Source organism: Actinoplanes sp. HUAS TT8 (assembly GCF_051380535.1).
Lineage (GTDB): Bacteria > Actinomycetota > Actinomycetes > Mycobacteriales > Micromonosporaceae > Actinoplanes.
Window position 1 is genome coordinate 10,327,584 of sequence record NZ_CP195646.1, and the last position, 23,109, is coordinate 10,350,692.

Sequence of the window (23,109 nt, forward strand, 5' to 3'; positions counted from 1 at the left end):
GCCGGGGGTGCGGGGCGCGGCTGGGCCGGGACCACGGCGGGGGTCGCGGAGGGGTGGACCGGGGCCGGGCTCACGGCGTACGCGCAAATGGGTCTTATTTGGTGGCGAACGAGACCGACAGGAAGGTGGCGGCGATCATGCCGCCCAGGAGGGTCAGGCCGATGCCGCCGACGTCGAGGCGGCAGCGCAGGCGGCGGTGGGCCAGGAACGCGGCGGCGGGAACGCCCGCGGACGGCGCGATCACGAACGCGAGCCAGCCCACGCCGCGGATCAGCAGCCCGCCGAAGACCGTCGTGTGACCGAAAGTGACCAGTCCGGCGGCGACCAGTCCGGCCATCGTCGATGCGATCGCGCCGATCACCGGGAGCAGTGCGAGGGCCCAGCGCGGCAGCGGGCGACGGCCTCCGGGGCGGACGCGGTCGTCGATGCGATCGGCGGCCCGGGCCAGCAGGGCGCGCGGCGACTGACGCCCCTGACCGGTGACGACCGCATCGGCCGAGAGGTCCGAGGACGGCCGGCGCTGCAGGGCGACCCGGGGCAGGGCCTCGACCGGCGCCGGGTCGGGCACCTCTCCGAGAGCACGAACCCGCAGGCCACGGGCCCGGCGCAGCTGGGACCAGAGGCGCGATGCCTCCCGGTCCACGTCGAGCACCTGGGCCGCGGCGGCCCCGGCCCAGCGGTCGGCGGCCAGCGCGTCGTTCTCGGCGCGGGCCAGTTCACCGGCCGCGCGGGCGGCGCTGTCCTGGTAGGCCTGCTCGGCGTCGTCCAGTTCGGCGTCGCGCCGCCGGGTCACCTCGGCCAGGGCGCTCACCATCAACTGGTAGTCGCGGGAGGGCGGCTGCCGGTCACGTGTGGTCACTGTTCACCTCGTACGGGATGATGACTTCGGGTGTGCGGTGGACCGAGCGATCGAAGAACAGCGCTCGCCGGGGCCGCGGATACCAGACCGGGCCCCCGGGCTGGGGATAGAGCGGGCTCAGGTCGGCCCCCTGCACGTCCAGGGCGACCCAGGCGCCGATGGTGTCGAACCGGGCGCCGATGCCGCCCAGGTCGTCGCGCAGGCGGGGCACCGACCGCCACCAGCCGAGTACGTGGATCCGCTGTTCCGGACCCTCGGCCAGCAGTTTCCGCAGCCCCGGGTCGCGGGCGGCGTCCAGCGCGTAGCCGACGACGTAGTGCGGGATGTCGCGCGGGGCCAGGGCGAAGTCGAGGTCGCCGACGTCGTACCAGTCGGCCGACGGCAGTTCGGCGAAGAGCCGGGTCGCGGCCGGGCCGGCCGTCGGGTCCAGGCACATCACACTGAAGTGGGCCGGTCCCTGCGCGGCCAGGCTCAATGCGGCGGCGGCCAGGACATCACAGGCTTCTTCGGTACGTGTTCCCAGGATGGCGAGATTGCGCCCGGGCATCCGTCCGAGCCGCAGCCGAGCCGGCTGGGCGGCCACGTCGATGCGCTCGCCCAGCACCGCGCCGGGCGACGACCCGACCGGTGCGTCGGTGGACGGCACCCGCCCGGACGGCCGCAACGCCGCCGGCAGGGTGGGCACCGCGTCGCCGTCGAAGAGCCGTGGTTCCGCGCAGCCGGCCGGCCGGTCCCGCCACAGCCGCCGCTGCACGCCGCGCCACAGGTTCCGGTCGCCGGCGTCGGGCAGGCGCACGATCCGGTTCGCCCCGGACATCCCGGACTCGGTGTTGACCACCGCGTGGAAGCGCGGGATGACGGCCGCGGCCAGGTTGTCGTCGGCCAGGATGCGGCGGGCCTTGGGCAGCGCGATCCGGAGCGTGAACTGGGCGATCAGCCCGGCCCGGCCCCACAGCGCCTGGATCCCGGCCACGTCCTGCGACGCCAGGATCAGGTGGATGCCCTGCGAACGGCCCCGCCGGGCCAGGTCCTCGAGCAGCGCGACCGCCTCGTCGGCGACCGCGTCCCGCCCGTCCAGCAGCACCTGGAACTCGTCGATGACCGCGACGATCCGCGGCCAGTGCCCGGTCGGGTCCTCGGCCCGCAGCTCGGCGAGCTTGCCCGCGTCGTAACGCTTGGCTGCCTGGGCCCGCAGCCGCAGTTCTTCGCTCAGGTGCCGGAGCATGGCCAGGCCGAACTCGCGGTCGCCGTTGACGTTGAGGCCGGCCAGCCGGACCTGGGGGAGCCAGGCCGGGTCGTGCGGGCCGGGCACGTACCGGGCGAAGGACACGCCCTCCTTGAAGTCGAGCAGGTAGAGGGCCAGTTCCTCGGGGCCGTACCGGGTGGCCAGCGAACCGAGCCAGGTGTAGATCAGGTTGGTCTTGCCCGACCCGGACGGGCCGCCGATCAGCGCGTGCGGTGGATCGTCGCCGAGCGGCACCTCGACCAGCGAGCCGTCGGTGCTGTCGCCGATCGGCGCGACCAGGCCGTCGATCGAGGACTCGGCCCAGTACTTGGCCGGTTCCAGGTCGGCCAGCCGGGCCGGGTCCGGGCCGGCCCGCAGCCGCTCGGCGGTGGTCCGGCAGAACGCGGCGATCCGCTCGGGCGGGGGCGGCGGGTCCAGCCGGATCTCCAGGCTGCCCAGTGAGTCGCAGGTGGCGACCTGGTCACGGACCACGATCCGCTCGACCGTCGGGTCGTCCTCCAGCGCCAGCCCACGGACGACCAGGTGCACCCCGCAGGCCACCCCGGTACGCACGATCCGGTCCAGTTGCGCCCGCTGCGCCGTGGTCATCTCGACCGAGGTGGCCCGGTCGGCCAGCAGCACCACGAGCTTCCACGGTTCGGGGCGCGGCCCGGGACGGGCGGCGGCCAGCTCGGCCAGCGACGGGTACTGCCCGCCGAGCGACTCGTTGACCCGGCAGATGTGGTCGGCCAGGTCGTCGAGCAGCGAGCCGAGCCCGCCCGGCCCGACGAAGGTCGGGTTCAGCGGCGCGAACGGCGCGAGGGTGCCGCCCAGGTTCTCCGGGTCGTAGACGGTCAGGTGCACGTCACCGGCCCGGGTGCTGCCCAACGCCCGCAGCAGCACCCCGGTGATCAGGTCGTCGACCTGCGGGGACGGCCCGCTGACGTGCAGGTGCACGGCGTCCAGCAGCGGGACCAGGCCGGGCAGGGCGGCGGTCTCCTCGAACGTGATGGCGCCGATCCGCAGCAGGCCGGGGCGGCTGCCCGGGTCCGGCTCGCTGGGCGACCACAACCGCCAGGGTGCGCCGGCCGCGCCGGTGGCGCTGGTCGTGGCCAGCCCGCGCAGGTGCCCGGCGAGCCGGGTGGCCTCGCTCTGGAAGCGTCGCTGCACGTCGTCGCGGGCCGCCTCGCGGGCGGCGGTGAGCTGGCTCAGACAGGTGGCGTACGCGTCCCGGACCAGGCGGCGCCGGTTCTGCGCCTCACCCCGGGCCGACTCGGCGGCGGCCAGCAACGCCCGCGCGGAGCCCCGGGCCTCGGCGAGTTCCTGCCGGACCACGGCGACCAGCGCGTTGCGGTGACTACCCACGCGACCCCCCGGAATCCATGTGGGGGGATTTTAGCGATTTTCCACCATTACGACGGATTAGGCATTGCGTGTCGTGATATGTCGCTCGAAAAGGCCTCGGTCCACAGCCGGCCGGCGACCACCATCGCCGCCTCCCGCTGCCACTGCCGCATGACGTCGCGCGGAACATGACGCCGGAACCAGTCGACCGCCATCCGCGCCTCCCGGCTCAACCCGTCCAGCCGCAGCCGCCGCGCGTACGGATTGAGCCCCAGCACCCCGCAGAACTGCAGCGTGTTGTAGTACCGCCAGTCCTCACCGGTGTCGAACGGGCCGGCCGGACGCAGCGCCGACACCGACTCGCGCAGCACCGCCCGCAACTCCCGGGCCCGGGCCCGCGGCTGGTCGTCGCCGCGCCCGGCCACACGCCGGGCCACCACCGGCAGATCGGTCAGCGGGCTGCGGGACAACCGGTTCAGATCGTTGAAATCGTCGAGCGCACGCCGGGTCAGCCGCAGGAACTCCGGCTCGCCGACCTCGGCCAGCCGCCGGCGCTCCCGCAGCCGCAGCAGCGCATCCGCGTTCAGGAACAGCGCCGCCCGGTCGTTGCGCAGCCGCTTGTCACCCGACAGCGCGACCCGGTCGATCAGCCGGCTCAACCGCCCGGTCAGGCCGGCCGCGGTCGCGGCCACCGCCAGCGGGACGAACTGCAACACCGTGACCAGATCGTTGCCGCGGGTCTCGTACATGGTCAGCATCGCCGGGAGACCGACCAGCACCAGCACGCCCAGCCCGGCGACGAGCGAACGGCGCAGATCCGGCCGGAGACGCTCGCCGCCGCCCATCGCGTGCGCGACCGCGACCAGATAGCCGAAGACCAGCAGGTCCAGCCCGTTCGCGGCGAGCGCGGGCACCGGGCCGCCGGCGTCGAGCGGCAGCAGAAGGACAGCCAGGCTCGCCGCGTACAGGAAAGCCATGCCGCTCAACGCGAGCGGCAGACTCCGCGGAACCACCTGATCATGGTTTCTCCACAGCAGGATCAGCGCGCCGACCAGCGGGGTGAGCGCCACCAGCTTCCCGGCCCCCGGCAGCGCCACCACCATCAACTGGAAACTGACACCGAGAACCAGCGCGCCGATGTCGATCGGGCGGCGCTCCGCCGGCGACAGCGGCAGCAGCGCGACGACACTCCCGGCCCAGGCCAGAGCCGGGAGGCAGATCAGGATCTCCGCCGTTCGCGAACCCGGCGCCGTGGTCCAGGAGACGACCCCGATCGCGTACGCGACGAGGCCGGCGCTCGCCCAGCGCAACGCCGGCCGCCCCGGATCACGCCCGATCAGATATCCGGCGAGCCACCAGGTAAGGGCGAAAGCGGGGACGGCGAACGCGGGCACCCGCAGAGTCAACCAAACAGTCGACGCGTTTCGACACCCGCCAGTTTCGCTTCCTTACGCCGGTTGCGGCGCTGGAACACCCACACCGCGGCCCAGACCAGCAGAACCAGCCCGACCAGAACCAGAACCGGAAGGAGAATTGCCAGCACGGAGAGCAGGACACTGCTGATGTCCTCGACCGTGCTGGCCACCGGAGCGCCGAAACCGGCAGTGGTGACATTGACCACCGGGCGGGCCGCCGCCTTCACCCCGTGCACGCTGAGCGCGATGAGCGTGCCGGTCAGCACCGGCACCCACTGGTGCGAGCTGAAGAACGTGCCCGGGTCGGAGACGGTCACCGTCTGCGAGGCCGAACCGGCACCGAACACCAGGCCGCCGGCGGTGGGCCGGATGAAGGTCTGAACCACGTCGTTCACATGGTCGACCACCGGCACCTTGTCGGCGACCACCTCGACGGCCAGCAGAATCGCCAGGATCAGGATCGTCCAGCCGTTGGTGATCCAGGACCAGCTGTTCGGCAGATCGATGGCGTCGGTGTAGCGGGCCAGCAGGGCCATGGTGAGCAGGGGGATGTAGGCATTCAGTCCGGCGGATGCCGCGAGACCGGTGCCGGTCAATGCTTCTAACACGAAGTCAGCATGGCACCGGCGTGCGACATTTTCGCTTCGGGGCGGCTCGGATAGTGTCGTCCGGTGCGCCTGGTCATCGCGAAATGCTCCGTCGACTACGTCGGACGGCTCTCCGCCCATCTTCCGCTCGCCACCCGGCTGCTCATGGTCAAGGCCGACGGCTCGGTGTCGATCCACGCCGACGACCGTGCCTACAAGCCGCTGAACTGGATGAGCCCGCCCTGCAAGCTGCAGGAGGCGCCCGGCGTGTGGAAGGTGGTGAACAAGGCCGGCGAAGAGCTCCGGATCACCCTGGAGGAGATCTTCCAGGATTATTCGTACGAGTTGGGTGTGGACCCCGGCCTGGTCAAGGACGGAGTCGAGGCGCACCTGCAGGAGCTGCTGGCCGAGCACCCGGAAACCTTCGGCGAGGGCCACACCCTCGTCCGCCGCGAGTTCATGACCGCCATCGGCCCGGTCGACCTGCTCCTCAAGGACGCGGCCGGCGCCTCGGTCGCCGTCGAGGTCAAACGCCGCGGCGAGATCGACGGCGTCGAACAGCTCACCCGATACCTCGAACTGATGAACCGGGACCCGCTGCTCGCCCCGGTCCAGGGCGTCTTCGCCGCCCAGGAGATCAAGCCGCAGGCCCGCGTCCTGGCCACCGACCGTGGCATCCGCTGCGTGGTCGTCGACTACGACAAGCTGCGCGGCATGGAACGCGACGAGCTGACCCTTTTCTGAGACCTTCTTCGGTACGGCCGTAGAACCCCGCCGGGCGACCGAAAACGGTCACCCGGCGGGCCCGTAGCGGTGGCTACGTCGCCGGGCGGTCGAACTCACCGTCCTGAACGCCGCCGACAAAGGCGTCCCACTCGGCGGCGGTGAAGACCATGATCGGTCCGCGGCCCTGATCTTTGGTGTCACGCACAGCAACCTCGCCCGCGTCGAGGAAAGCGACCTCGACGCAGGCGTTCTGATCGTTGCTGCGGCTGCTCTTGAACCACTTGGCTGTCGCCAGCCGGTCGATGCTCACTGTCTTAGCTCCCCTCGTCACCACGTTCTACGAATACCCGGACGGCACCCTCTCCGGCATCGCAAAATTTGCGGACTCCATGGGAAAGGTCGGCGCCCGTCACGTGATGGTTCCGACCCTGCGACACATTTCCGCCCACCCGATCATGCGCGCGCTGCTGCTCGACCGCCTCGACGAGCACGAGTTCGAGATCCTCTTCCTGGACGACGACCGGGAGTTCACCGCGGCCCGCCCGGTCGCGGAGGCCGGTAGCGGACGTCGAGTGCTCTGATCCCGCGGGTCGCGGATCAGTTGCCTGTGAGCTGCTCGGCGGTTGCGGGTCAGCTGCCCGTGAGGTGGGCGGCCACCCGTTCGGCGGCCTGGCGGCCGGCGCGCTGCTTGATCAGGCCCTCCTTGGCCACCCCGCGGACGTGCACGGTGGTCGAACCGTCCCCGGCCACGGTGAGGGTCACCGTGACGACGGCCGGGTTCAGGTTCATGGCGCCGGCGCCCAGAACCGTGCGCAGCGGCCCGCCGGGGACGCCGAGCACCTGCCGGACCCGCGCCTCGACCTCGGCGACCGGCAGCGGCAGGGTCACCTCGGTCTCGAAGATGTCGGCGGGCATCAGTTTGGCGGCCAGCCGTGCTCCCCAGCCGGCCCCGTTGTTCACGATGGCACCGACCCGCCCCAGCCCGTTGACCAGCAGCGCGTTCTCTTCCGAAGTCACCTCGTCGGCCACGTCGATCATCGTCGCAGCCCATCGAGATCTTGCCCAGCCCCGAGCGGGTGTTGCGGGCCGGGAACATACTGCGGCAGTGAAGATCCTCAAAGTTCTGGGCGGGATCGTCGCGGTGGTTCTTGTGGTCGTGGCCGGTGGGCTGGCCTGGCTGCTGTACCGGCTGAACACTTACGACCCGGCCTGGGGGTCCGTCGACGGCACCGCCGCGGTGGTCGCCCGCAATGTCGATCTGGCGGTGGCCGACCTCAGCCCGGGGCAGTATCCGACGGTCGGCTTCGGGGCGTTGACCTCCGCGATCGGGAACTACGGCGGGACCGTTCGCGATTCACGGGTCGGTGACTACGACGATCTGTCCGATCTGCATTCCTGGGCCGACGCCGAGTTCCTCGGTGGCGCCGACGGTCAGAAGGACGTGGCCGTCTGTGTGCGCTTCGAGCTGCGCTGGAACGACGTTGAGAGGTCGACGACCTACCACCGGATCGACTGCTCCTGAGTCAGGCCTGGAGATCGACTCGTTCGGGGTCGGTGGTGCCGACGAGGTAGGCGCGGGCACCGATCAACGCCAGCGCCGTCTGGAACAACAGCAACGTCCACGTCAAGGGCGTCCCCTGGCCGATGGCGATCAGCGTGGGGATGCCCAGGATGAGGGCGTCCGGCCCGGCGAAGGCGTAGACCAGCGGCCCGGTCGAGACCGTGCCCATCGGGGTGTCCAGCGGCAGCAGGTCGTTGCGGACGAAGCCGGCTCGGGCGCGGCGGACCGCGGCCAGGCCGCCGGTCACGCCGAGGGGGATGCTGAGCAGGGTCCACGGGCCGGCCGGGAGGTCGCCGGCCAGCTGCATCAGGGTCAGGGCGAGCAGGGACCACGCGAAGGCGAGCACGCCCGGGATCCACAGTCGTTGCAGCAGGGCCTGGCGGGAGCTGAGTCCGAGCAGGCGCAGCAGTACCGGGTTCCCGGCGTCGGTGTTGACCGTGCGGGTGGTGGTGCCGCCGGCGATCATGGCGCCGAGCAGCAGGGCGAGGCCGGTCACCCAGGGCGGGGCGGCGGTCAGCAGCAGCGGGATCGGGGTGGCGGCGAGCAGCCACAGCAGGCGGGGTGCACGGCGGCGCAGCATCAGGTAGTCCTGGCCGGTGAGGGCCGGGAGCCGGGCCGGTGGGCGGGTGCTTTTCAGCCGTCGCCGGGTCCAGTAGCGCCGGGCCACCATGTCGGTGACGAACGAGGGTTCCATCCCGAACGCGGTGTCGAAGATGGTTCCGGTGGTCTTGGCGGCTTCCAGGATGCGGTCGTCCGGGGTGCGGGCCAGATTCCGTACGATCAAAGCAGTCCCGAGCCCCACGACGACCGCGAGTGATCCGGCCAGGGTGACCAGCAGCGGCCTCGCCGGCCAGCCGTCGACCGTGGGCCGGTCGCCGACCACGAGGTTGTCGAGGATCAGCAGGAGCAGGCCGCCGACCGCGATGAGCGTGGCCGCCCCGTCGGCGACGGTGGCCCAGAGTTTCACCCGCTGGGCGACGACCGCCACCAGCAGCAGTCCGATCCCGATCAGGGCGCCGCCGGCGATCAGCGGCCCGGCGAGCCGGTGCGGTGCGGCGTGTCCGGCGATCGCGGTGGTGATCAGCGCGGCGACGGCGGCGGCGGCCAGCGCGGCCAGCCGCAGGGACGGCAGCAGCAGGCGGCGGCGGCTGACCGGGGCGGTGAGCAGGAAGTATGCCGCCGGGCGGCCGAGTGTGACCGGGCCGACCGCCCGCATGATCATCAGTAGGAAGCCGGCGCCGAGCAGGCTCAGGCTCAGGGCCGGTAGCGCGCCCAGATCGGGGGCCGGCGGCCAGAAGATCTTGGCGATCTGCTTGTGGGTCATCGCGCCGACGACGGCGATCAGCAGCGCGGCGAAGTAGAGGTTGCCCAGCGTCGCGCCGCGTTCCCGGTGGGACACCTGGCGCTGGTGGATCCAACGGCGCACCGGCCGCAGCGGGACGATGACGGTCATGGAATCAACGACTCCATGGTGGTGAGCTCGGCCCCGGAGGCGACCGCGAACTTGTCGTCGTGGCTGGCCATCAGCAGCGAGCCGCCGCCGGCCCGGTAGTCGACCAGCATCGCGGCGACCGCGGCCCGGCCCTCCGGGTCGAGGCGCTGTTCCGGCTCGTCCAGGATGAGCAGCGAGCTCGGCCGGATCAGGGCCAGCGCGAGCGTGAGCCGCTGCTTCTGCCCGGACGAGAGGGACGGCGGGATGGCGTCGGCGTGCCCGATCAGCCCGAAACGTTCCAGGGCCTCGTCGACGCCGGCCTCGTCCGGGTCCTGCCCGTGGGCCCGGCAGATCAGCTCGGCGTGCTCGCGGGTGGTGAGCCCGGGATACCAGGTCGGCGGCTCCACGGTGGTGACCACGGCGGCCCAGAACTCGGGGCTGGAGCCGGGCGTCGCGCCGAAGACCCGGATGCGGCCCTCGTCCGGCCGCTGCAGGCCACTGACGCAGCGCAGCAGGGTGGACTTGCCGATGCCGTTCTCCCCGGTCACGCAGACGCCCGTGCCGGCCGGGACGGTCAGCGCGACACCGGCCAGGACCGGTGTCGAGCCGTAGCTCACCGTGAGATCGCTTACCTCAACCGCGGGGTGGTCGGCCACCCGGACAGACTACGGTTTACGTCCGTAGAGCAGACGCAGGGCCTTGACGATCTGCCTGACCTGGGCCGGCGTGCGTTCGAAGGTCATCGCCGGGAGCAGCGACTTCGCGCGGCGCACGGTGATCGCCTTGGACCGGGCGAACTCGCGCAGCCCGTCCTCGCCGTGGATGCGCCCGAAGCCGGACTCGCCGACGCCGCCGAACGGCAGGTTGCCCATCCCGACGAACGTCAGGGTGCCGTTGACCGCCACCATGCCGGAGCGCAGCCGCCGGGCGATGCGGATCGCGTTCTTCTTGCCGAAAACCGAGCCACCGAGCCCGTACGGGGAATCGTTGGCCTTCTGGATCGCCTCGTCGGCGTCGCGAACCTTGGTGATGGTCAGCGTCGGCCCGAACGTCTCCTCGCGGATCTCGGTGGAGTCCTCCGGCACGTCGACCAGCACCGTGGGCGAGACGTACGGAGCCTGCACCGCCTCGGCCCCGCCGAGCACCGCCCGACCGCCCTTGGCCAGCGCGTCCTCGATGTGATCGCGGATGATGTCGAGCTGCTTGGGCATGGTGATCGGCCCGATCTCCTCGCCGGTGCGCAGCTTGCCGGCCTTCTCCACGACGGCCTCGACGAAGCGGTCGTAGACCGGCTCGACCGCGTACACCCGCTCGATCCCGATGCACGTCTGACCGGCATTGGTCATCGCGCCCCAGACCGCGGCCTCGGCCGCCGCCCGGATGTCGGCGTCGGCGTCGACGATCAGCGCGTCCTTGCCGCCGGCCTCGATGACGACCGGCACCAGGTTCTCCGCGCAGGCGGCCATCACCTTCTTGCCGGTGGCGGTGGAGCCGGTGAAGCTGACCTTGCCGACGCCGGAGCGGCAGAGCGCACCGCCGACGTCGCCCAGCCCGTGCACCGCCTGCAGCACCGGCTGCTCGGGGACGACCTCGGCGAACGTGTCGACCAGCCACTGGCCGACGACCGGGGTGTACTCACTGGGTTTGAAGACGACCGCGTTGCCGGCGGCGAGCGCGCCGGAGATCGGGCCGATCGGCGTGACGATCGGATAGTTCCACGGGCCGATCACGCCGACGACGCCGTACGGCTGGTACTCCAGATGGCCGACGTGCTCGGCCAGCAGCAGGCGGGTGCGCATCTTGCGCGGGCCGAGGACCCGCTTGGCGTTCTTGGCCGCCCAGTCCAGGTGCTCGACGGCCGCGGTGATCTCGATGATCCCGTCGTTGATCGGCTTGCCGCTCTCGGACCGGGTGAGCTCGGCCAGCTCCTCGATCCGTTCGACGAGCAGGCTGCGCCAGCGCAGCATCCGGATCTTGCGCCCCTCCCAGCCGAGGCCCTGCCACCAGGCCGCGGCCTCGCGGGCGCGCTCGACGACGGCGATCACCGCCTTCTCGTCGGCGGCCGGGACGCGCCCGGCCTCCTCGCCGGTGGCCGGGTTGGTGGAGATCAGCTGGCCGTCCTCGATCACGGGCAGGCCGGGAACGTGAGTCGCCGTCATGTCGGGAGTCTAGGCCGAATGTTACCGGCGAGTCACTACGTACGATTGACGTTGTGAGCCCCCGCCGCAATCGCCCTCGCCGCCATGACGCGGTAGAGCCGAACTCCGACCGTCCCGGCATCACCGAACAGCGCGTCCAGCAATGGCAGGACGGCGAGTGGATGGTGCGCAACATCTTCGGGGCGGCGGCCGTGAAGACGTACCTGTGCCCGGGGTGCATGCAGGACATCCGGCCCGGCGTGGCCCACGTGGTGGCCTGGCCGGCCGACGACCTCGGTGACGGCGCCGACCGGCGGCACTGGCACACCGGTTGCTGGCGCGCACGTGACCGCCGCGGCCCGGGGGTGGAGCGGTCGAGAAACGCTCCCCGCTATGGGTGAGACTTCTTCCATGAGCAACCAGATCCGGGCCAACTCGATCCTGCCGGCCAAACGGGAGGACATCGAGCTGCACACCGCGGACGGCGTCACCCTCGTCGGCGAGCTGGCCGTGCCGCTGGACCGCGAGCCGGTGGCCACCCTCGTCTGCCTGCACCCGCTGCCCACCCACGGCGGGATGATGGACAGCCACGTCTTCCGCAAGGCCGCGTGGCGACTTCCGGCGCTGGCCGGGCTCGCGGTGCTGCGCTTCAACACGCGCGGCACCGGCAGTGTCCGCGGCACCAGCGGCGGCACGTTCTCCTCCGGGGTCGACGAGCGGTTCGACGTCGCCGCCGCGATCGAGTACGCGGAGTTCGCCGACCTGCCGAACATCTGGCTCGTCGGCTGGTCCTTCGGCACCGACCTGACCCTGATGTACGGCCTGGAGCCGGCCGTCACCGGCGCGGTCCTGCTCTCCCCGCCGCTGCGGTTCTCCCAGCCCGAGCACCTGGCCGCGTGGGCCGCCGACGGCAAGCCGCTGACCGCGCTGATCCCCGAGTTCGACGACTATCTGCGCCCCGAGGCCGCTCAGGAACGGTTCGCGGCCATCCCGCAGGCCGAGGTCGTGGCCATGACCGGCGCCAAACACCTGTGGGTCGGCGACGCCGAGAAGGTGCTCGACCGGATCGTCGCGCGGGTCGCGCCCGAGGTGCCGGTCCCGCTGCCGCGGACCTGGGACGGTCCGATGGAGACGGGCGACATGAACGCCTACGCCGACCGCACGGTGGCCGCCTTCGCCGACGTCGAAGTGCCAAAACCCCTCAAAGACTGATTTCGGCGTACGGCGATGGCGGCGCGCCTATCGCCGTACGCGCAAAGGGTTGTGAATCAACGCTGATCCATGCTCGGAACCAGGACCTCGCGCATGATCAGCTGGATGGCGGCGACCATCGGAATGGCGACCAGCGCGCCGACCACGCCGAACAGCGCCACGCCGAGCAATGCGGCCACGACCGCGGCCACGTCGCTGACCTTGACCGAGCGCCGCATCACGCCCGGGGTAGATCAGATAGTTTTCGATCTGCTGGTAGACGATGAAGAACACGATGCAGATCACGCCGTCGCTGACCGAGGAGGCCAGACCGACCAGGCTGACGATGACCGCGCCGATGGTGGCGCCGATCTGCGGGATCAGGTCACAGACGGCGACGACGACGGCCAGCGCGAACGGGTAGGGCAGGCCGAGCAGCATCGCCGCCACGAACGTGCTCAGGCCGGCCAGCACGGCGATCGAGATGGCCCCGACCATGTACGCGCCGACCTTGGTCAGGATCTCGTCGGTGAGCAGCCGCACCCGCTGCCGGCGCGTGGACGGGACCAGCGAATACCCGGCCTCCTTGATCCGCTCGAAGGACGCCATGAAATAGATGGTCAGCACCAGCACGGTCAGGACGTTGAAGATCGTCCCGAAGATCAGCTTGGCCCCGCCGACCACCCCGCCGAGCGCGTTGCCGATGGTGCCGGCGTTCACCGCGCTCTGCACCTTGTTCACGATGTCGTAGCGCTGCACCAGATCGTTGACGGTCTCACTGCGGCGCAGGTCGTCGATCGTCTGCGGCGCGTTGTTGATCAGCTCGGTGGTCTGCGTCACCAGCGGCGGGATCAGGGCGATGATGCCGCCGGCGAGCAGGGCCACGACCAGCAGCGAGACGATCGCCACAGCCACACCGCGGGGCAGGCCCCAGCGGGTGAGCCGGACCACGGCCGGGTTCAGCCCGATCGCCAGGAACAGCGCGATGAAGATCAGAACGAGGATCGAGGCGGCATTCCGGACCCCCAGGAACAGCGCGTACGCCACGATGACGCCCAGCCCGAACAGGAAGCCGAACAGGAACGGGCTGCGCCGGTTCAGCGGCTGGCCGGGAGCACCGAACCGGCTCTTGCCGACCACGGCGGGCGCCGGATCCGGATCCGGACCCGGCGCGGGTTCGGCCGCCGGCGCCTCCACGGGCTCGGATGACATGCGGAACCTCCACAGCGAACGGGAAGACCCGGACGTTATCGCTGTGGCGCAAGAGCCGCCAGCCCGTTACTCCGCGTCCGCGGACACCCGGCTCGCCTGCGGGACCGTCACCTTGGCCGACGCGGTCACCTTGGCCGGGGACGCCGGCTTCTCGTCCAGCTCGACCGCCGCGTGCCCGGTCGCCTTGGCCTCCGGCTCGGGCTCCGGCTCGGGCGACGCGGCGGCGGCCAGCACCGCGGCCGCGGCCAGCTCGGCCACCCGTTTCGCCTCCAGCTGCACCTGACGGCGGACGTCGGTGGCGTGCCGCTCGGCCGCCTCACCGGCCCGCTTTGCGTCGGCGACCCGCTGCAACTCGCTCTCCAGCTGCGTGCGGGCCTCGTCCAGCCGCTGCTCGACGACCTCGGTCTCCTTCTCCGCGGCCCGGGCGTGGTCCTGCGCGGTGGCCAGACGACGCTCGGCCTCGGCGACCTTGGCCTCGGCCGCCTCGAACTCCCGGCCGGCCTGGGCGATCTTCTCCTGCTGGGCCGAGAGCTCCTTGCGGGTGGCCGTGGCCTGCTCGTCCGAGCGGCGGAGCACCTCCTCCGCATACTTGTCGGCCTCGCTGCGCAGGTCGGCGCACTGCTTCTCGACACCGGCGCGCATCTGGCCGAGCTCCTCGATCACCGCGTGCCGGCGCAGCGCCAGCTCGTGCTCGACGGCCGCCTTCAGGTCGGACTGCTCGCGCTCGGCGTCCGTCCGGCGGGTGGTGATCTCCTGGTTCGTCTTCTCGCGCAGCGCCTTCAGCTCCTGCTCGGCCTGCACGCGGGTGGACTGCACGTAACCGTCCACCTCGGCGCGGGCCCGCTGGGCCTCCTGCGTCGCCTTGTCACCCAGGTGCTGGGCCTCGGCGCGGGCGCGGGCCAGCAGCGCCTCGCTCTCGCTGCGGATCTGCTCGGCGGTCTGCCGGGCGGTGGCGACGGCCTTGTCGGCCGCGGCCCGCTTGGCCGTATCCGCCTTCTCCTCCTCGGCGCGACGGCTGGCCAGGGCGACCTCGAAGTCGCGCACCGCGTCGTGCGCGTGCGCCTCGGCCTCGGCCCGGATCCGTTCCGCCTCGGCCAGCCGGCCGGCGATGTCGTCGGTGGCCGACGCCTTGATCACCTCGGCCTGCTCCTCGGCCAGCGCGAGGATCTGCTCGACCCGGGGCCCGAGATGCCGGAAGGAGATCTCGCCGGTCATGCCGTTGTTCCGCCGAGCCGCGGTGATCTCCTGCTGGAGCCGCTCGATCTGCGCGGCCATCGCCTGGATCTGCGAATAGGCCTGCTCGCGCTCGGCGGCCAGGGCGGAGATCTCGTTCTCGGCACGGGCGACGTATCTCTCGACCTGCTTCCGCTCATAACCTCGCAGAGCGAACTCGAAGCTCGGCTCGGTGGCCGGGTCTCCGCCGAGGCCGAAGATTTCACCGCCGTGCGACATGCTGTCCATCCTCACATACGCCTAGTCCTGCGGCATGTCGTTACACACCGGCTTGAGCGGGACTATGCGGGTAGTTGCGAATTGTCCGACCGGGTGCCGCGCGGAACCCAGGCTACGCGCCAAAACGATTCAGGCCGTGCCGGAGAAACTCCGGTACGGCCTGCGTCACAAAAGCCGCCGACCGGTCCCACGGTCGCGCACTCCCGGGGAGTACGCAACCGGAGGAGCCGGGACGGATCGTTACGAGTTCGTCTTGGCCGCCACCGGCTCGTCGTCGGACTCGGCCTCGGCGGGCGCGGCCGGCTGAGCGGGCTTAGGGGCCTCGGCCTGCTTGGGAGCAGCCGCCGCGGCGGCCGCGGCCGCCGCCGGAGCGCCACCCACACCGGGCACCAGCCCGGAGAGGCCGGACAACATCTGACCGAGCTGGTTGGTGACCGCGTCCTTCTGCCGGGTGAGATCCTCGACCTCGCGGCGGGCGGCCTGGGTGGTCAGCTCGGCCTCGGTGCGGGCCTCGCTGAGCAGACGAGTCGCCTCGGACCGAGCCTCGGAGACCGTCTTCTCGGCGAGGGCGCGCGCCTTCTCCACGGTCTCGGCGGCGCTGCGCTCGGACTCGATGCGGCGGCTCTCGGCGCGCTGCTCGATCTCCTTCGCCCGGTCCTCCGCGGCGCGGGCCCGGCCCTCGCCCTCGGTCACCATCTTCTGCGTGGCCTGGAGCTGGGCGGCGTGCCGCTGCGACTCCTCGGTCTCCGCCTTCTCCCGGCGCTCGGCGATCTCCAGCGCCAGGGCCTGCAGGTCCTTCTCGCGCTTGTCGCGGGCGTCGGCCAGCATCTTGGTGGCCTCGGCGCGCTTCTCCTCGGCCTCGCGGCCGGCCTTGGCCCGGGCCTGGGTGATCTCCCGCTCGGCGGTGGCGCGCAGCGAGGAGACCTCGCGCTCGACCGTCGACTTGAGCTCGGCCACCTCGTGGGCGGTGACCGTGCGCAGCTGCTTGGTCTCCCGGTCGGCGTCCGACCGGAGGGTGTCGGCCTCGCGCCGGGCCTGGACGCGCGTCTCCGCGGCCTCCCGCTCGGCGTGGGTGCGCACCTGGCCGGCCTCGCGCTCGGCGGTCGCCTTCATCGCGGCGGCCTCGGCACGAGCCTTGTCGGTGATCTCACGAGCTTCGAGCCGTGCGGCGGAGAGGATGCCCTCGCTCTCCCGCTTGGCCTCGCTGCGGTGATCGTTCGCCTGCTCCTCGGCGAGCCGGAGGATCTGCTCGACCCGGGTGCCCAGCCCGGAGAGCGTCGGCCGATTGTTCTCCTCGAGCAGCTTGTTGCTGTCGGCGAGCTTCTGCTCCAGCACGTTCAGCCGCTGCTCGGCCTGGCGGAGCCGGCGCTGGGCGTCGTTCATGCGCTGCTCGGCCTCGCCACGGGCCTGATAGGCCTGGTTCAGCGCGGCTAGCAGCCGGCCGATGTGGCCGTCGACCTGCTGTCGGTCGTAACCACGCAGGACGACGGTGAAGTCGTGCTGGGTATTCGCGGTTTCGAAGAAGTCCACGTGCTGATCCTGCTGCTGGGGCATTGCGCCATCCTGGCGAGAAGGGGGCGGACATGCAAGGGCGAAGTGTCTGTGGAACCCCAATGTAGATCAGCTTTGAGCTGGTGCGCGGGCGGGTGCCGGGCCGTTCGGGGGACCGTCGCCACTCACCGGCCGGTCCGGCGTCATCCCGTCGCTACCTGCTGACTCGGGGCAACGGACGATCGCCACCCGGCCGATGAGGTCGTCGGACCTGCTCAATGGCACCGATCCTGCCAGGTGGCCGGGCTCACGTCAGTCCGAATCACCCGCTCGGGGTACGCCCCCGGCCGGCTCGACCAGCTCGACGAGTACCCCACCGGCGTCCTTCGGATGGACAAAATTGATCCGCGAACCGGCCGTACCGCGCTTCGGCGTGTCGTACAGCAGCCGCAGCCCGCGGGCCCGGAGAGTGGCCGCCGCGGCCTCCACGTCGGCCACCGTGTAGGCGAGTTGCTGCAGGCCAGGACCGCTGCGGTCGAGGAACTTGGCGATCGCCGAGTCGGGCCGGGCCGGGGCCAGCAGTTGAATCCGCGGTCCGGTGCCGTCGCCGACGGCGAGCATCGCCTCCCGGACTCCCTGTTCGTCATTGGTCTCTTGGTGCACACAGGTCAAACCGAACGTTTCCTGGTAAAAACGGATGGCATCGTCCAGATCGGGCACGGCGATGCCGACGTGGTCGATCCGCAGCAATTCGAGGCCCGCGAGTGTGACATTCTCGGAATGGCCGGTACTCGATGTGTGCTCAGTCATCCCGATAGTCTCGGACCTGACTCATCGTTAAGCCCGGGTGACCCACCACACCCTCGCCGATCGGACGTGACCCCGTGACCAGCTCCGTGATCATCAGTGGCGCCCGCACCCCGATGGGGCGGCTGCTCGGCAACCTCAAGCACCTCAGCGGCAGCGCCCTCGGAGCGCACGCCATCGCCGCCGCCCTGGAGCGCGGCGGCGTCGCCCCCGACCAGGTGCAGTACGTGATCATGGGCCAGGTCCTGCAGGCCGGCGGCGGGCAGATCACCGCCCGTCAGGCCGCCGTCGCGGCCGGCATCCCGATGAGCGTCCCGGCCGTCACCGTCAACAAGGTGTGCCTGTCCGGGCTCGACGCGATCGCGCTGGCCGACCAGCTGATCCGGGCCGGCGAGTTCGACATCGTGGTGGCCGGCGGCATGGAATCCATGACCAACGCCCCGCACCTGCTGATGGATCAGCGCAAGGGCACCAAGTTCGGCGACACCGTGGTCAAGGACCACATGGCGCTGGACGGGCTGACCGACCCGTGGGCCGGCGTCTCCATGGGCGCCTCCACCGAGGAGTCCGGCGCCAGGCTGAACATCAGCCGCGCCGAGCAGGACGCGTTCGCCGCCCTCAGCCACCAGCGGGCCGCCGCCGCCCAGCGCGAGGGCCGCTTCGCCGAGGAGATCGCGCCCCTGCCCTCGGGCGACCGCAAGGCCCCCGGCCCGATCGACACCGACGAGGGTGTCCGGCCCGACACCACCGCCGAGTCGCTGGCCAAGCTGCGCCCCGCGTTCAGCCCCGAGGGCACGATCACGGCGGCCACCTCGTCCCCGATCTCCGACGGCGCCGCCGCGGTCGTGGTGATGAGCCGGGCCAAGGCCGAGGAGCTGGGCCTGACCTGGCTGGCCGAGATCACCGCCCACGGCAACGTCGCCGGGCCGGACAGCTCCCTGCAGTCCCAGCCGGCCAACGCCATCCGGCACGCGCTCGACAAGGCCCACCTCACCGTCGACGACCTCGACCTGATCGAGATCAACGAGGCGTTCGCGCAGGTCGCCATCCAGTCGATGCGCGAGCTGAAGGTCGACGAGAGCAAGGTGAACGTGAACGGCGGGGCGATCGCCCTCGGTCACCCGATCGGCATGTCCGGCGCCCGCCTGGTCCTGACCCTGGCCCTGGAACTCAAGCGCCGCGGCGGCGGCACCGGCGCGGCCTCCCTCTGCGGCGGCGGCGGCCAGGGCGACGCCCTGATCATCAAGGTCCCGGCCGCCTGACCGGTCGACTCAACCGGTGAACCGGGCCATGGTCTCCTCGATCATGGCCCGGTCCCATGTGAGGGTGCCGTTGTCGAGGTCGGCGACGACGCCGCGCAGCCAGGACAACTCGGCTCCCAGCATCGCCGCGCGGTACTCGTCCTCGATCAGGAACAACCTCGGTAGGCCGGGTGGGGCCTGGGCGTCGATCGCCGCCACCTTTTCCGCGACCGTTTCGGCGCGGCGTTGCAGCAGCTCGCGGGTCTCGGCCGGGGCGAGCAGGGCCAGGAAGGCCAGGGCGACCGGGAACTCGGGGAACTCGCGGGCCGGCGTGGGCAGCATCTCGACCAGCCAGCGACGCAGCGTGGCCGATCCTTCCTCGGTGACCTCGTAGACGGTCCGTTCCGGCCGGCCGGACTCGCGGGTCGTCTCGCCGGCGCGCGCCAAACCTTCCCGGACCAGGCGATCCAGCGCCTGGTAGACGCTGTTGCGCTGGGCGACGTTGACCAACTGGTCCTGCCCGCGCTCCTTGATCACCTGCTGCATCCGGTACGGGTGCATCGGCGTCTCCACGAGCAGCGCCAGCAGCAGCATCGCCAGTGGAGACCGTTTCATGCCAAGCAGCGTACGGCCCCTTGACGGACCTTAGTCATTTTATGGATAGTCATTACATGACTAAAACTGCTGTCGTGATCGGTGGAGGCGTCGCGGGCACCGCCGCGGCCATCGCCCTGCGGAGTGCCGGCTTCGAACCGGTGATCCACGAGCGCTACGAGCGCGGTGTCGCGGACGAGCGCGGCGCGTTCCTGACCGTCGCCGTGAACGGGCTGCACGCGCTGCGCTCGCTCGGCCTCGACCCGGCGAAAGTGCTGGCCCAGGGCTTCGCGACCCCGGTCATGGCCCTGCACGGGCGGACCGGGCGGCTGCTCGCCGAGCTGCCGCTGGGCGGGCCGGACGCGGACGGGACGGTCACCACGACGATCCGGCGGTCGGACTTCTACGCGGCGCTGCGGGCGGAAGCCGAGGCGCGGGGGATTCCGGTGACCTACGGCGCGACGCTGACCAGGGCGGTCACCGGGCGGGACGCGGTCGAGGCCGAGTTCGCCGACGGGCGGCGCGTGCGGGCGGATCTTCTCGTGGGGGCGGACGGGCTTCGATCCCGTACGCGCAAATCTCTTGATCTGAATGCGCCGGAACCGCATTACCTGGGATTGCTGAATGCCGGTGGATTCACTGCGGGGCCGGCCGACGGGCCGCCGCCGGGAATGATGCGGATGTCATTCGGGCGGCGGGCGTTCTTCGGCTGGGCGACCGCACCCGACGGGTCGGTCTGGTGGTTCGCGAATCCGCCGAGCAAGCAGCCGATCGACGCGCGCTCGTTCACCCCGGAATCGTGGAAAGCCCATCTGCTCGAACTGTTCGACGGGGAACCGGCGGCTGATCTCATCCGGTCCAGCGACGACGTGGTCGGACCCTGGAACACCGAGGACCTCGGGCCGGTCAAGGTCTGGCACGACGACCGGATCGTGCTGGTCGGCGACGCCGCGCACGCGCTCGCGCCGACCTCCGGGCAGGGCGCGTCGCAGGCCCTTGAGGACGCGGTCGTTCTCGGTCACAGCCTTCGGCAGAACCCCGAGATCAAAACCGGATTGATTTCGTACGAGGCAATCCGGCGGCCCCGCGTCGAGAAAGTCGCCGCCTACGGCCGCCGGGGCAACAGCGGAAAGGTCCTCGGGCCGGTCGGCGCGGCGATCCGCGACGCCATGATGCCCGCCGTCTTCCGCCTGCTCATGCGCAACGGCGACCCGCAGTCCTGGATTCTGAACCACCGCCTGCCCACACTCGCGGCGGCGTGATCCGCCCGCACCCCGGCAGAGTGGCGGGCTCTGCCGGGGCGGTGGGGATGGAAGGGTTCGACGACGACTCTCCCGCCTCCGCCCACCCGGCGGTAGTGGGGAAAACCCTTGTCGTGCCGCGCCCCGTTGCTGGTCTGACCGCTCCTACCACGCATTGCGCCCGCCGACGTCGAGAAGCCCGAAAACGGCTAGCGAAGCGAGGGCGTTTTCGGGCTTCTCGACGTCGGCCGCCAAGGGCGCAATGCCTGCGAGCCGGAGGCGACGCCGATAAGCACTGTGACGGCGGATAACGCCCGCCCGGCGGCGGCGCTAAGAGGCAGTACTGCGTGCGAGACTAGATAACCATGAGCGACCCACGGACCACTCCGTCGATCTTCACCCGCGGCGCGGTCGATCTCAGCGCGCTGCGTAGCCCGGCACCGGCCAAGCCCGCCGCGCCGAGCCGTCCCGCCGCCACCGACGGCGCGCCTTCCGGCACCGCGCCCGGCAGCCTTCCGGGCCTGGCCCCGGAGACCATCGTCGACGTCACCGAGGCCAACTTCGAGAGCACCGTGCTGCAGCGGTCGCTCACCACGCCGGTGGTTCTCGACTTCTGGGCCGACTGGTGCGGGCCGTGCAAGCAGCTCTCCCCGGTGCTGGAGAAGCTGGCCGTCGAGGGCCAGGGCGCCTGGGTGCTCGGCAAGGTCGATGTGGACGCGAACCCGCGGCTCGCCCAGGCCTTCCGGGTGCAGGGCATCCCGATGGTCCTGGCCGTGATCGGCGGCCAGCCGGTCGAGGGCTTCACCGGTGTGCTGCCCGAGGTGCAGGTCAAGCAGTACATCGACGCGGTCCTCAAGGCGGCCGGGGTCGGTGGCGGCGAGGCGCCGGAGGACCCGCGGCTCGACGCCGCCGACGACGCGCTGATGGACGGCGACCTGGACGCGGCCGAGGCGGCGTACCGGAAGATTCTGGCCGAGTCCCCGGCCGACGCGGCCGCCGAGGCCGGTCTGGCGCAGGTCGAGCTCTACCGCCGGATCGGCGGCGAGGACCCGGCGGCCGTGCTGGCCCGGGCCGACGCCAACCCGGACGACTTCGAGGCGCAGCGGCTGGCCGCCGACATCGAGGTGCTGAGCGGGCAGGCCGCTGACGCATATGCGCGGCTCATCGCTCTGGTCAAGCGGACCAGCGGAGAGGATCGTGACGTCGTGCGCAAGCACCTGCTGTCGCTGTTCTCCGTCGCCGGGCCGGAAGACCCGGCGGTGGCCGGCGCCCGCAGGGCCCTGGCGAGCGCACTCTTCTAGACCCGGCAGATTCGACCGACTCGACAACAGCGGGAGGGCGTCGTGCGACGCATCGCCGTTCTGGACGCGCCGTCCAATCTCGGCCTGCGCCCGCCGACGCCCACGTCGGTGCCGGGCTGCGCCAAAGCGCCCGGCGCCCTCCGCGATCACGGACTGCTGCCCCGGCTGGCCGCCCGGGACGCCGGCTGCCTGACCCCGCCGCGCTACGACCCGGGCGACTGGCGGCCCGGCGACGGTGTCGCGCACGCGGCCGAGATCGCGGCCTACTCGCGCGCGCTGGCCGACCGGATCGGCGCGATCATCGACGGCGGCGAGTTCCCGGTGGTGCTGGGCGGGGACTGTTCCATCCTGATCGGCTCCGGGCTGGCCATGCACCGGCTCGGCGAGGCGGTCGGCGGGCGGATCGGTCTCGTGTTCGTGGACGGGCACTCCGACTTCCGGCACCCGGGCAACGCGTCGTACGTGGGCGCGGCCGCCGGGGAGGACCTCGCGCTGGTCACCGGCCGTGGGCAGGCGAACCTGGCCGCGATCGAGTCCCGCCGGCCGTACTTCCGCGACATCGACGTGGTGGTGCTCGGCATCCGGGCGCAGGACGAGTACCGGCTGGATCTGCAGGCGGCCGGGATAGTGACCCGGCCGGTGCCGATGCTGCGGGCCGAAGGGGCGGCGCGCAGCGCGCAGTGGGCCCGGGACCAGCTCGTCGACTGCGCGGGGTACTGGGTGCACGTCGACGTGGACGTCCTCGACCCGGCGGTGATGCCGGCGGTGGACGCCCCCGATCCGGGTGGCATCGCCTTCCCGGAACTGGAACTGCTGCTCACCGGGCTGGTGGAGTCGCCCCACTGCCTCGGGGTGGAGATCACCGTCTTCGACCCGGACTACGACCCGGACGGGCGGTACGCCGCCGAGATCACGTCGGCGGTGGTGAGCGGGCTGGCGCCGGTGCGGACGGTGACGCCCCGGCCCGATCTGATCGCCGCGCGGCGTGACCTGGCCAATCAGCCGGGGCCGGCGGTGGCCGCGGTCGTGCCGGAAGCCGATCCGGTCGCCGGCGACGTCGATCCGGTGGCCGCGGTCGTCTCGCCGGCCGACCCGGCCGACGCGGTTGTCTCGAAGGCTGATCCGGCGGCTCTGGTCGGGTCGGATGTCGACCCGGCCGCCGAGATCGTCTCGGACTCCGATCCTGCGGAGGCCGTCGTCTTCGGTCCGGATCCGGCTGATGCGGTCGTCGAGGATGTCGAGGACGTCGAGCTTGCCGATGCCGAGGGCGAAGACGAGCTCGAAGTCGATGC

General features: G+C 71.5%; 21 protein-coding genes and 2 pseudogenes. 9 read left to right on the forward strand and 14 right to left on the reverse strand.

Features of this window, described 5'->3' with window-relative positions; all coding sequences use genetic code 11:
- Positions 1-94: 94 nt before the first annotated feature.
- Genes ACSHV8_RS46210 through ACSHV8_RS46225 form a run of 4 tightly spaced genes read right to left on the reverse strand, consistent with a single transcriptional unit; the run spans position 95 to position 5,451 of the window.
- A complete protein-coding gene (locus ACSHV8_RS46210; protein WP_436526847.1) occupies positions 95-859 on the reverse strand; it encodes a hypothetical protein in 765 nt (254 codons plus the stop codon).
- A complete protein-coding gene (locus ACSHV8_RS46215) occupies positions 846-3,449 on the reverse strand; it encodes an FtsK/SpoIIIE domain-containing protein (protein ID WP_436526848.1) in 2,604 nt (867 codons plus the stop codon). The genes ACSHV8_RS46210 and ACSHV8_RS46215 overlap by 14 nt, the downstream gene beginning before the upstream one ends.
- Before the next feature lie 47 nt (positions 3,450-3,496).
- Positions 3,497-4,834, reverse strand: a complete 1,338-nt coding sequence (locus ACSHV8_RS46220; protein WP_436526849.1) for a hypothetical protein — start codon at positions 4,832-4,834, stop codon at positions 3,497-3,499.
- On the reverse strand, positions 4,831-5,451 hold the full coding sequence (locus ACSHV8_RS46225; RefSeq protein WP_436526850.1) for a DUF4126 domain-containing protein: 621 nt from the start codon (positions 5,449-5,451) through the stop codon (positions 4,831-4,833). Before ACSHV8_RS46225 ends, ACSHV8_RS46220 begins: the two co-directional genes overlap by 4 nt.
- A 63-nt stretch (positions 5,452-5,514) precedes the next feature.
- Here ACSHV8_RS46225 and nucS point away from each other — a divergent pair, with 63 nt between their 5' ends.
- Positions 5,515-6,174, forward strand: coding sequence for an endonuclease NucS (gene nucS, locus ACSHV8_RS46230; protein ID WP_436526851.1), 660 nt, complete (start codon positions 5,515-5,517; stop codon positions 6,172-6,174).
- 73 nt (positions 6,175-6,247) lie between these two features.
- Here nucS and ACSHV8_RS46235 read toward each other — a convergent pair whose 3' ends face one another.
- Positions 6,248-6,466: a DUF397 domain-containing protein gene (locus ACSHV8_RS46235; protein WP_436526852.1), complete on the reverse strand. Its 219-nt coding sequence runs from the start codon at positions 6,464-6,466 to the stop codon at positions 6,248-6,250.
- On the opposite strand from ACSHV8_RS46235, the gene ACSHV8_RS46240 reads away from it, so the two are divergent.
- On the forward strand, positions 6,459-6,737 hold the full coding sequence (locus ACSHV8_RS46240) for a hypothetical protein (RefSeq protein ID WP_436526853.1): 279 nt from the start codon (positions 6,459-6,461) through the stop codon (positions 6,735-6,737). The two genes, ACSHV8_RS46235 and ACSHV8_RS46240, sit on opposite strands and share 8 nt — an antisense overlap.
- 49 nt (positions 6,738-6,786) lie before the next feature.
- On the opposite strand, the gene ACSHV8_RS46245 is transcribed toward ACSHV8_RS46240, so the two are convergent.
- Positions 6,787-7,194 (reverse strand): hypothetical protein, encoded by a 408-nt coding sequence (locus ACSHV8_RS46245; RefSeq protein ID WP_436526854.1) that lies wholly within the window; start codon positions 7,192-7,194, stop codon positions 6,787-6,789.
- A 67-nt stretch (positions 7,195-7,261) separates the two neighbouring features.
- Between ACSHV8_RS46245 and ACSHV8_RS46250 the strand changes: the two genes are divergently transcribed.
- Positions 7,262-7,678, forward strand: coding sequence for a hypothetical protein (locus ACSHV8_RS46250; RefSeq protein ID WP_436526855.1), 417 nt, complete (start codon positions 7,262-7,264; stop codon positions 7,676-7,678).
- A 1-nt stretch (position 7,679) separates the two neighbouring features.
- On the opposite strand, the gene ACSHV8_RS46255 is transcribed toward ACSHV8_RS46250, so the two are convergent.
- From ACSHV8_RS46255 to ACSHV8_RS46265, 3 genes are read right to left on the reverse strand one after another with little or no spacing between them, the layout of a single operon-like run.
- Entirely contained in the window at positions 7,680-9,170 is a 1,491-nt protein-coding gene (locus tag ACSHV8_RS46255) for a DUF6297 family protein (protein WP_436526856.1), read from the reverse strand.
- Positions 9,167-9,805, reverse strand: a complete 639-nt coding sequence (locus ACSHV8_RS46260) for an ABC transporter ATP-binding protein (RefSeq protein ID WP_436526857.1) — start codon at positions 9,803-9,805, stop codon at positions 9,167-9,169. The genes ACSHV8_RS46255 and ACSHV8_RS46260 overlap by 4 nt, the downstream gene beginning before the upstream one ends.
- Positions 9,806-9,814: 9 nt before the next feature.
- The gene (locus tag ACSHV8_RS46265; protein ID WP_436526858.1) at positions 9,815-11,308 is read right to left on the reverse strand and encodes an aldehyde dehydrogenase family protein; all 1,494 of its coding nucleotides are present in this window, start codon (positions 11,306-11,308) and stop codon (positions 9,815-9,817) included.
- 53 nt (positions 11,309-11,361) lie between these two features.
- Here ACSHV8_RS46265 and ACSHV8_RS46270 point away from each other — a divergent pair, with 53 nt between their 5' ends.
- Positions 11,362-11,688 (forward strand): hypothetical protein, encoded by a 327-nt coding sequence (locus ACSHV8_RS46270; RefSeq protein WP_436526859.1) that lies wholly within the window; start codon positions 11,362-11,364, stop codon positions 11,686-11,688.
- 10 nt (positions 11,689-11,698) lie between these two features.
- Positions 11,699-12,499, forward strand: coding sequence for an alpha/beta hydrolase (locus ACSHV8_RS46275; protein WP_436526860.1), 801 nt, complete (start codon positions 11,699-11,701; stop codon positions 12,497-12,499).
- Between the two features lie 56 nt (positions 12,500-12,555).
- Here ACSHV8_RS46275 and ACSHV8_RS46280 read toward each other — a convergent pair.
- The 4 genes and pseudogenes from ACSHV8_RS46280 to mce all read right to left on the reverse strand — a co-directional run bounded on the left by ACSHV8_RS46280 (position 12,556) and on the right by mce (position 17,443).
- Positions 12,556-13,690, reverse strand: a pseudogene (locus ACSHV8_RS46280) (AI-2E family transporter).
- Between the two features lie 66 nt (positions 13,691-13,756).
- Positions 13,757-15,142 carry a Laminin subunit beta-1 gene (locus ACSHV8_RS46285; protein ID WP_436526861.1) on the reverse strand — a complete coding sequence of 462 codons (1,386 nt, stop codon included), beginning with the start codon at positions 15,140-15,142 and terminating at the stop codon, positions 13,757-13,759.
- Between the two features lie 240 nt (positions 15,143-15,382).
- Entirely contained in the window at positions 15,383-16,696 is a 1,314-nt protein-coding gene (locus ACSHV8_RS46290; protein WP_436526862.1) for a cell division protein DivIVA, read from the reverse strand.
- Positions 16,697-16,945: 249 nt separating this feature from the next.
- Positions 16,946-17,443, reverse strand: coding sequence for a methylmalonyl-CoA epimerase (gene mce / locus ACSHV8_RS46295; protein ID WP_436526863.1), 498 nt, complete (start codon positions 17,441-17,443; stop codon positions 16,946-16,948).
- Positions 17,444-17,517: 74 nt separating this feature from the next.
- Between mce and ACSHV8_RS46300 the strand changes: the two genes are divergently transcribed.
- Positions 17,518-18,702 carry an acetyl-CoA C-acetyltransferase gene (locus tag ACSHV8_RS46300; RefSeq protein WP_436526864.1) on the forward strand — a complete coding sequence of 395 codons (1,185 nt, stop codon included), beginning with the start codon at positions 17,518-17,520 and terminating at the stop codon, positions 18,700-18,702.
- Between the two features lie 9 nt (positions 18,703-18,711).
- Here the strand turns inward: ACSHV8_RS46300 and ACSHV8_RS46305 are convergent, their stop codons facing one another.
- Positions 18,712-19,296, reverse strand: a complete 585-nt coding sequence (locus tag ACSHV8_RS46305) for a PadR family transcriptional regulator (RefSeq protein WP_436526865.1) — start codon at positions 19,294-19,296, stop codon at positions 18,712-18,714.
- Positions 19,297-19,352: 56 nt separating this feature from the next.
- Here ACSHV8_RS46305 and ACSHV8_RS46310 point away from each other — a divergent pair, with 56 nt between their 5' ends.
- The 3 genes and pseudogenes from ACSHV8_RS46310 to ACSHV8_RS46320 all read left to right on the forward strand — a co-directional run.
- Positions 19,353-20,537, forward strand: a complete 1,185-nt coding sequence (locus ACSHV8_RS46310; RefSeq protein WP_436526866.1) for an FAD-dependent oxidoreductase — start codon at positions 19,353-19,355, stop codon at positions 20,535-20,537.
- A gap of 344 nt (positions 20,538-20,881) precedes the next feature.
- Positions 20,882-21,817, forward strand: a complete 936-nt coding sequence (locus ACSHV8_RS46315; protein WP_436526867.1) for a tetratricopeptide repeat protein — start codon at positions 20,882-20,884, stop codon at positions 21,815-21,817.
- 42 nt (positions 21,818-21,859) lie between these two features.
- Positions 21,860-22,763: pseudogene (locus ACSHV8_RS46320) on the forward strand (arginase family protein); the annotation flags it as partial.
- Positions 22,764-23,109: the final 346 nt, after the last annotated feature.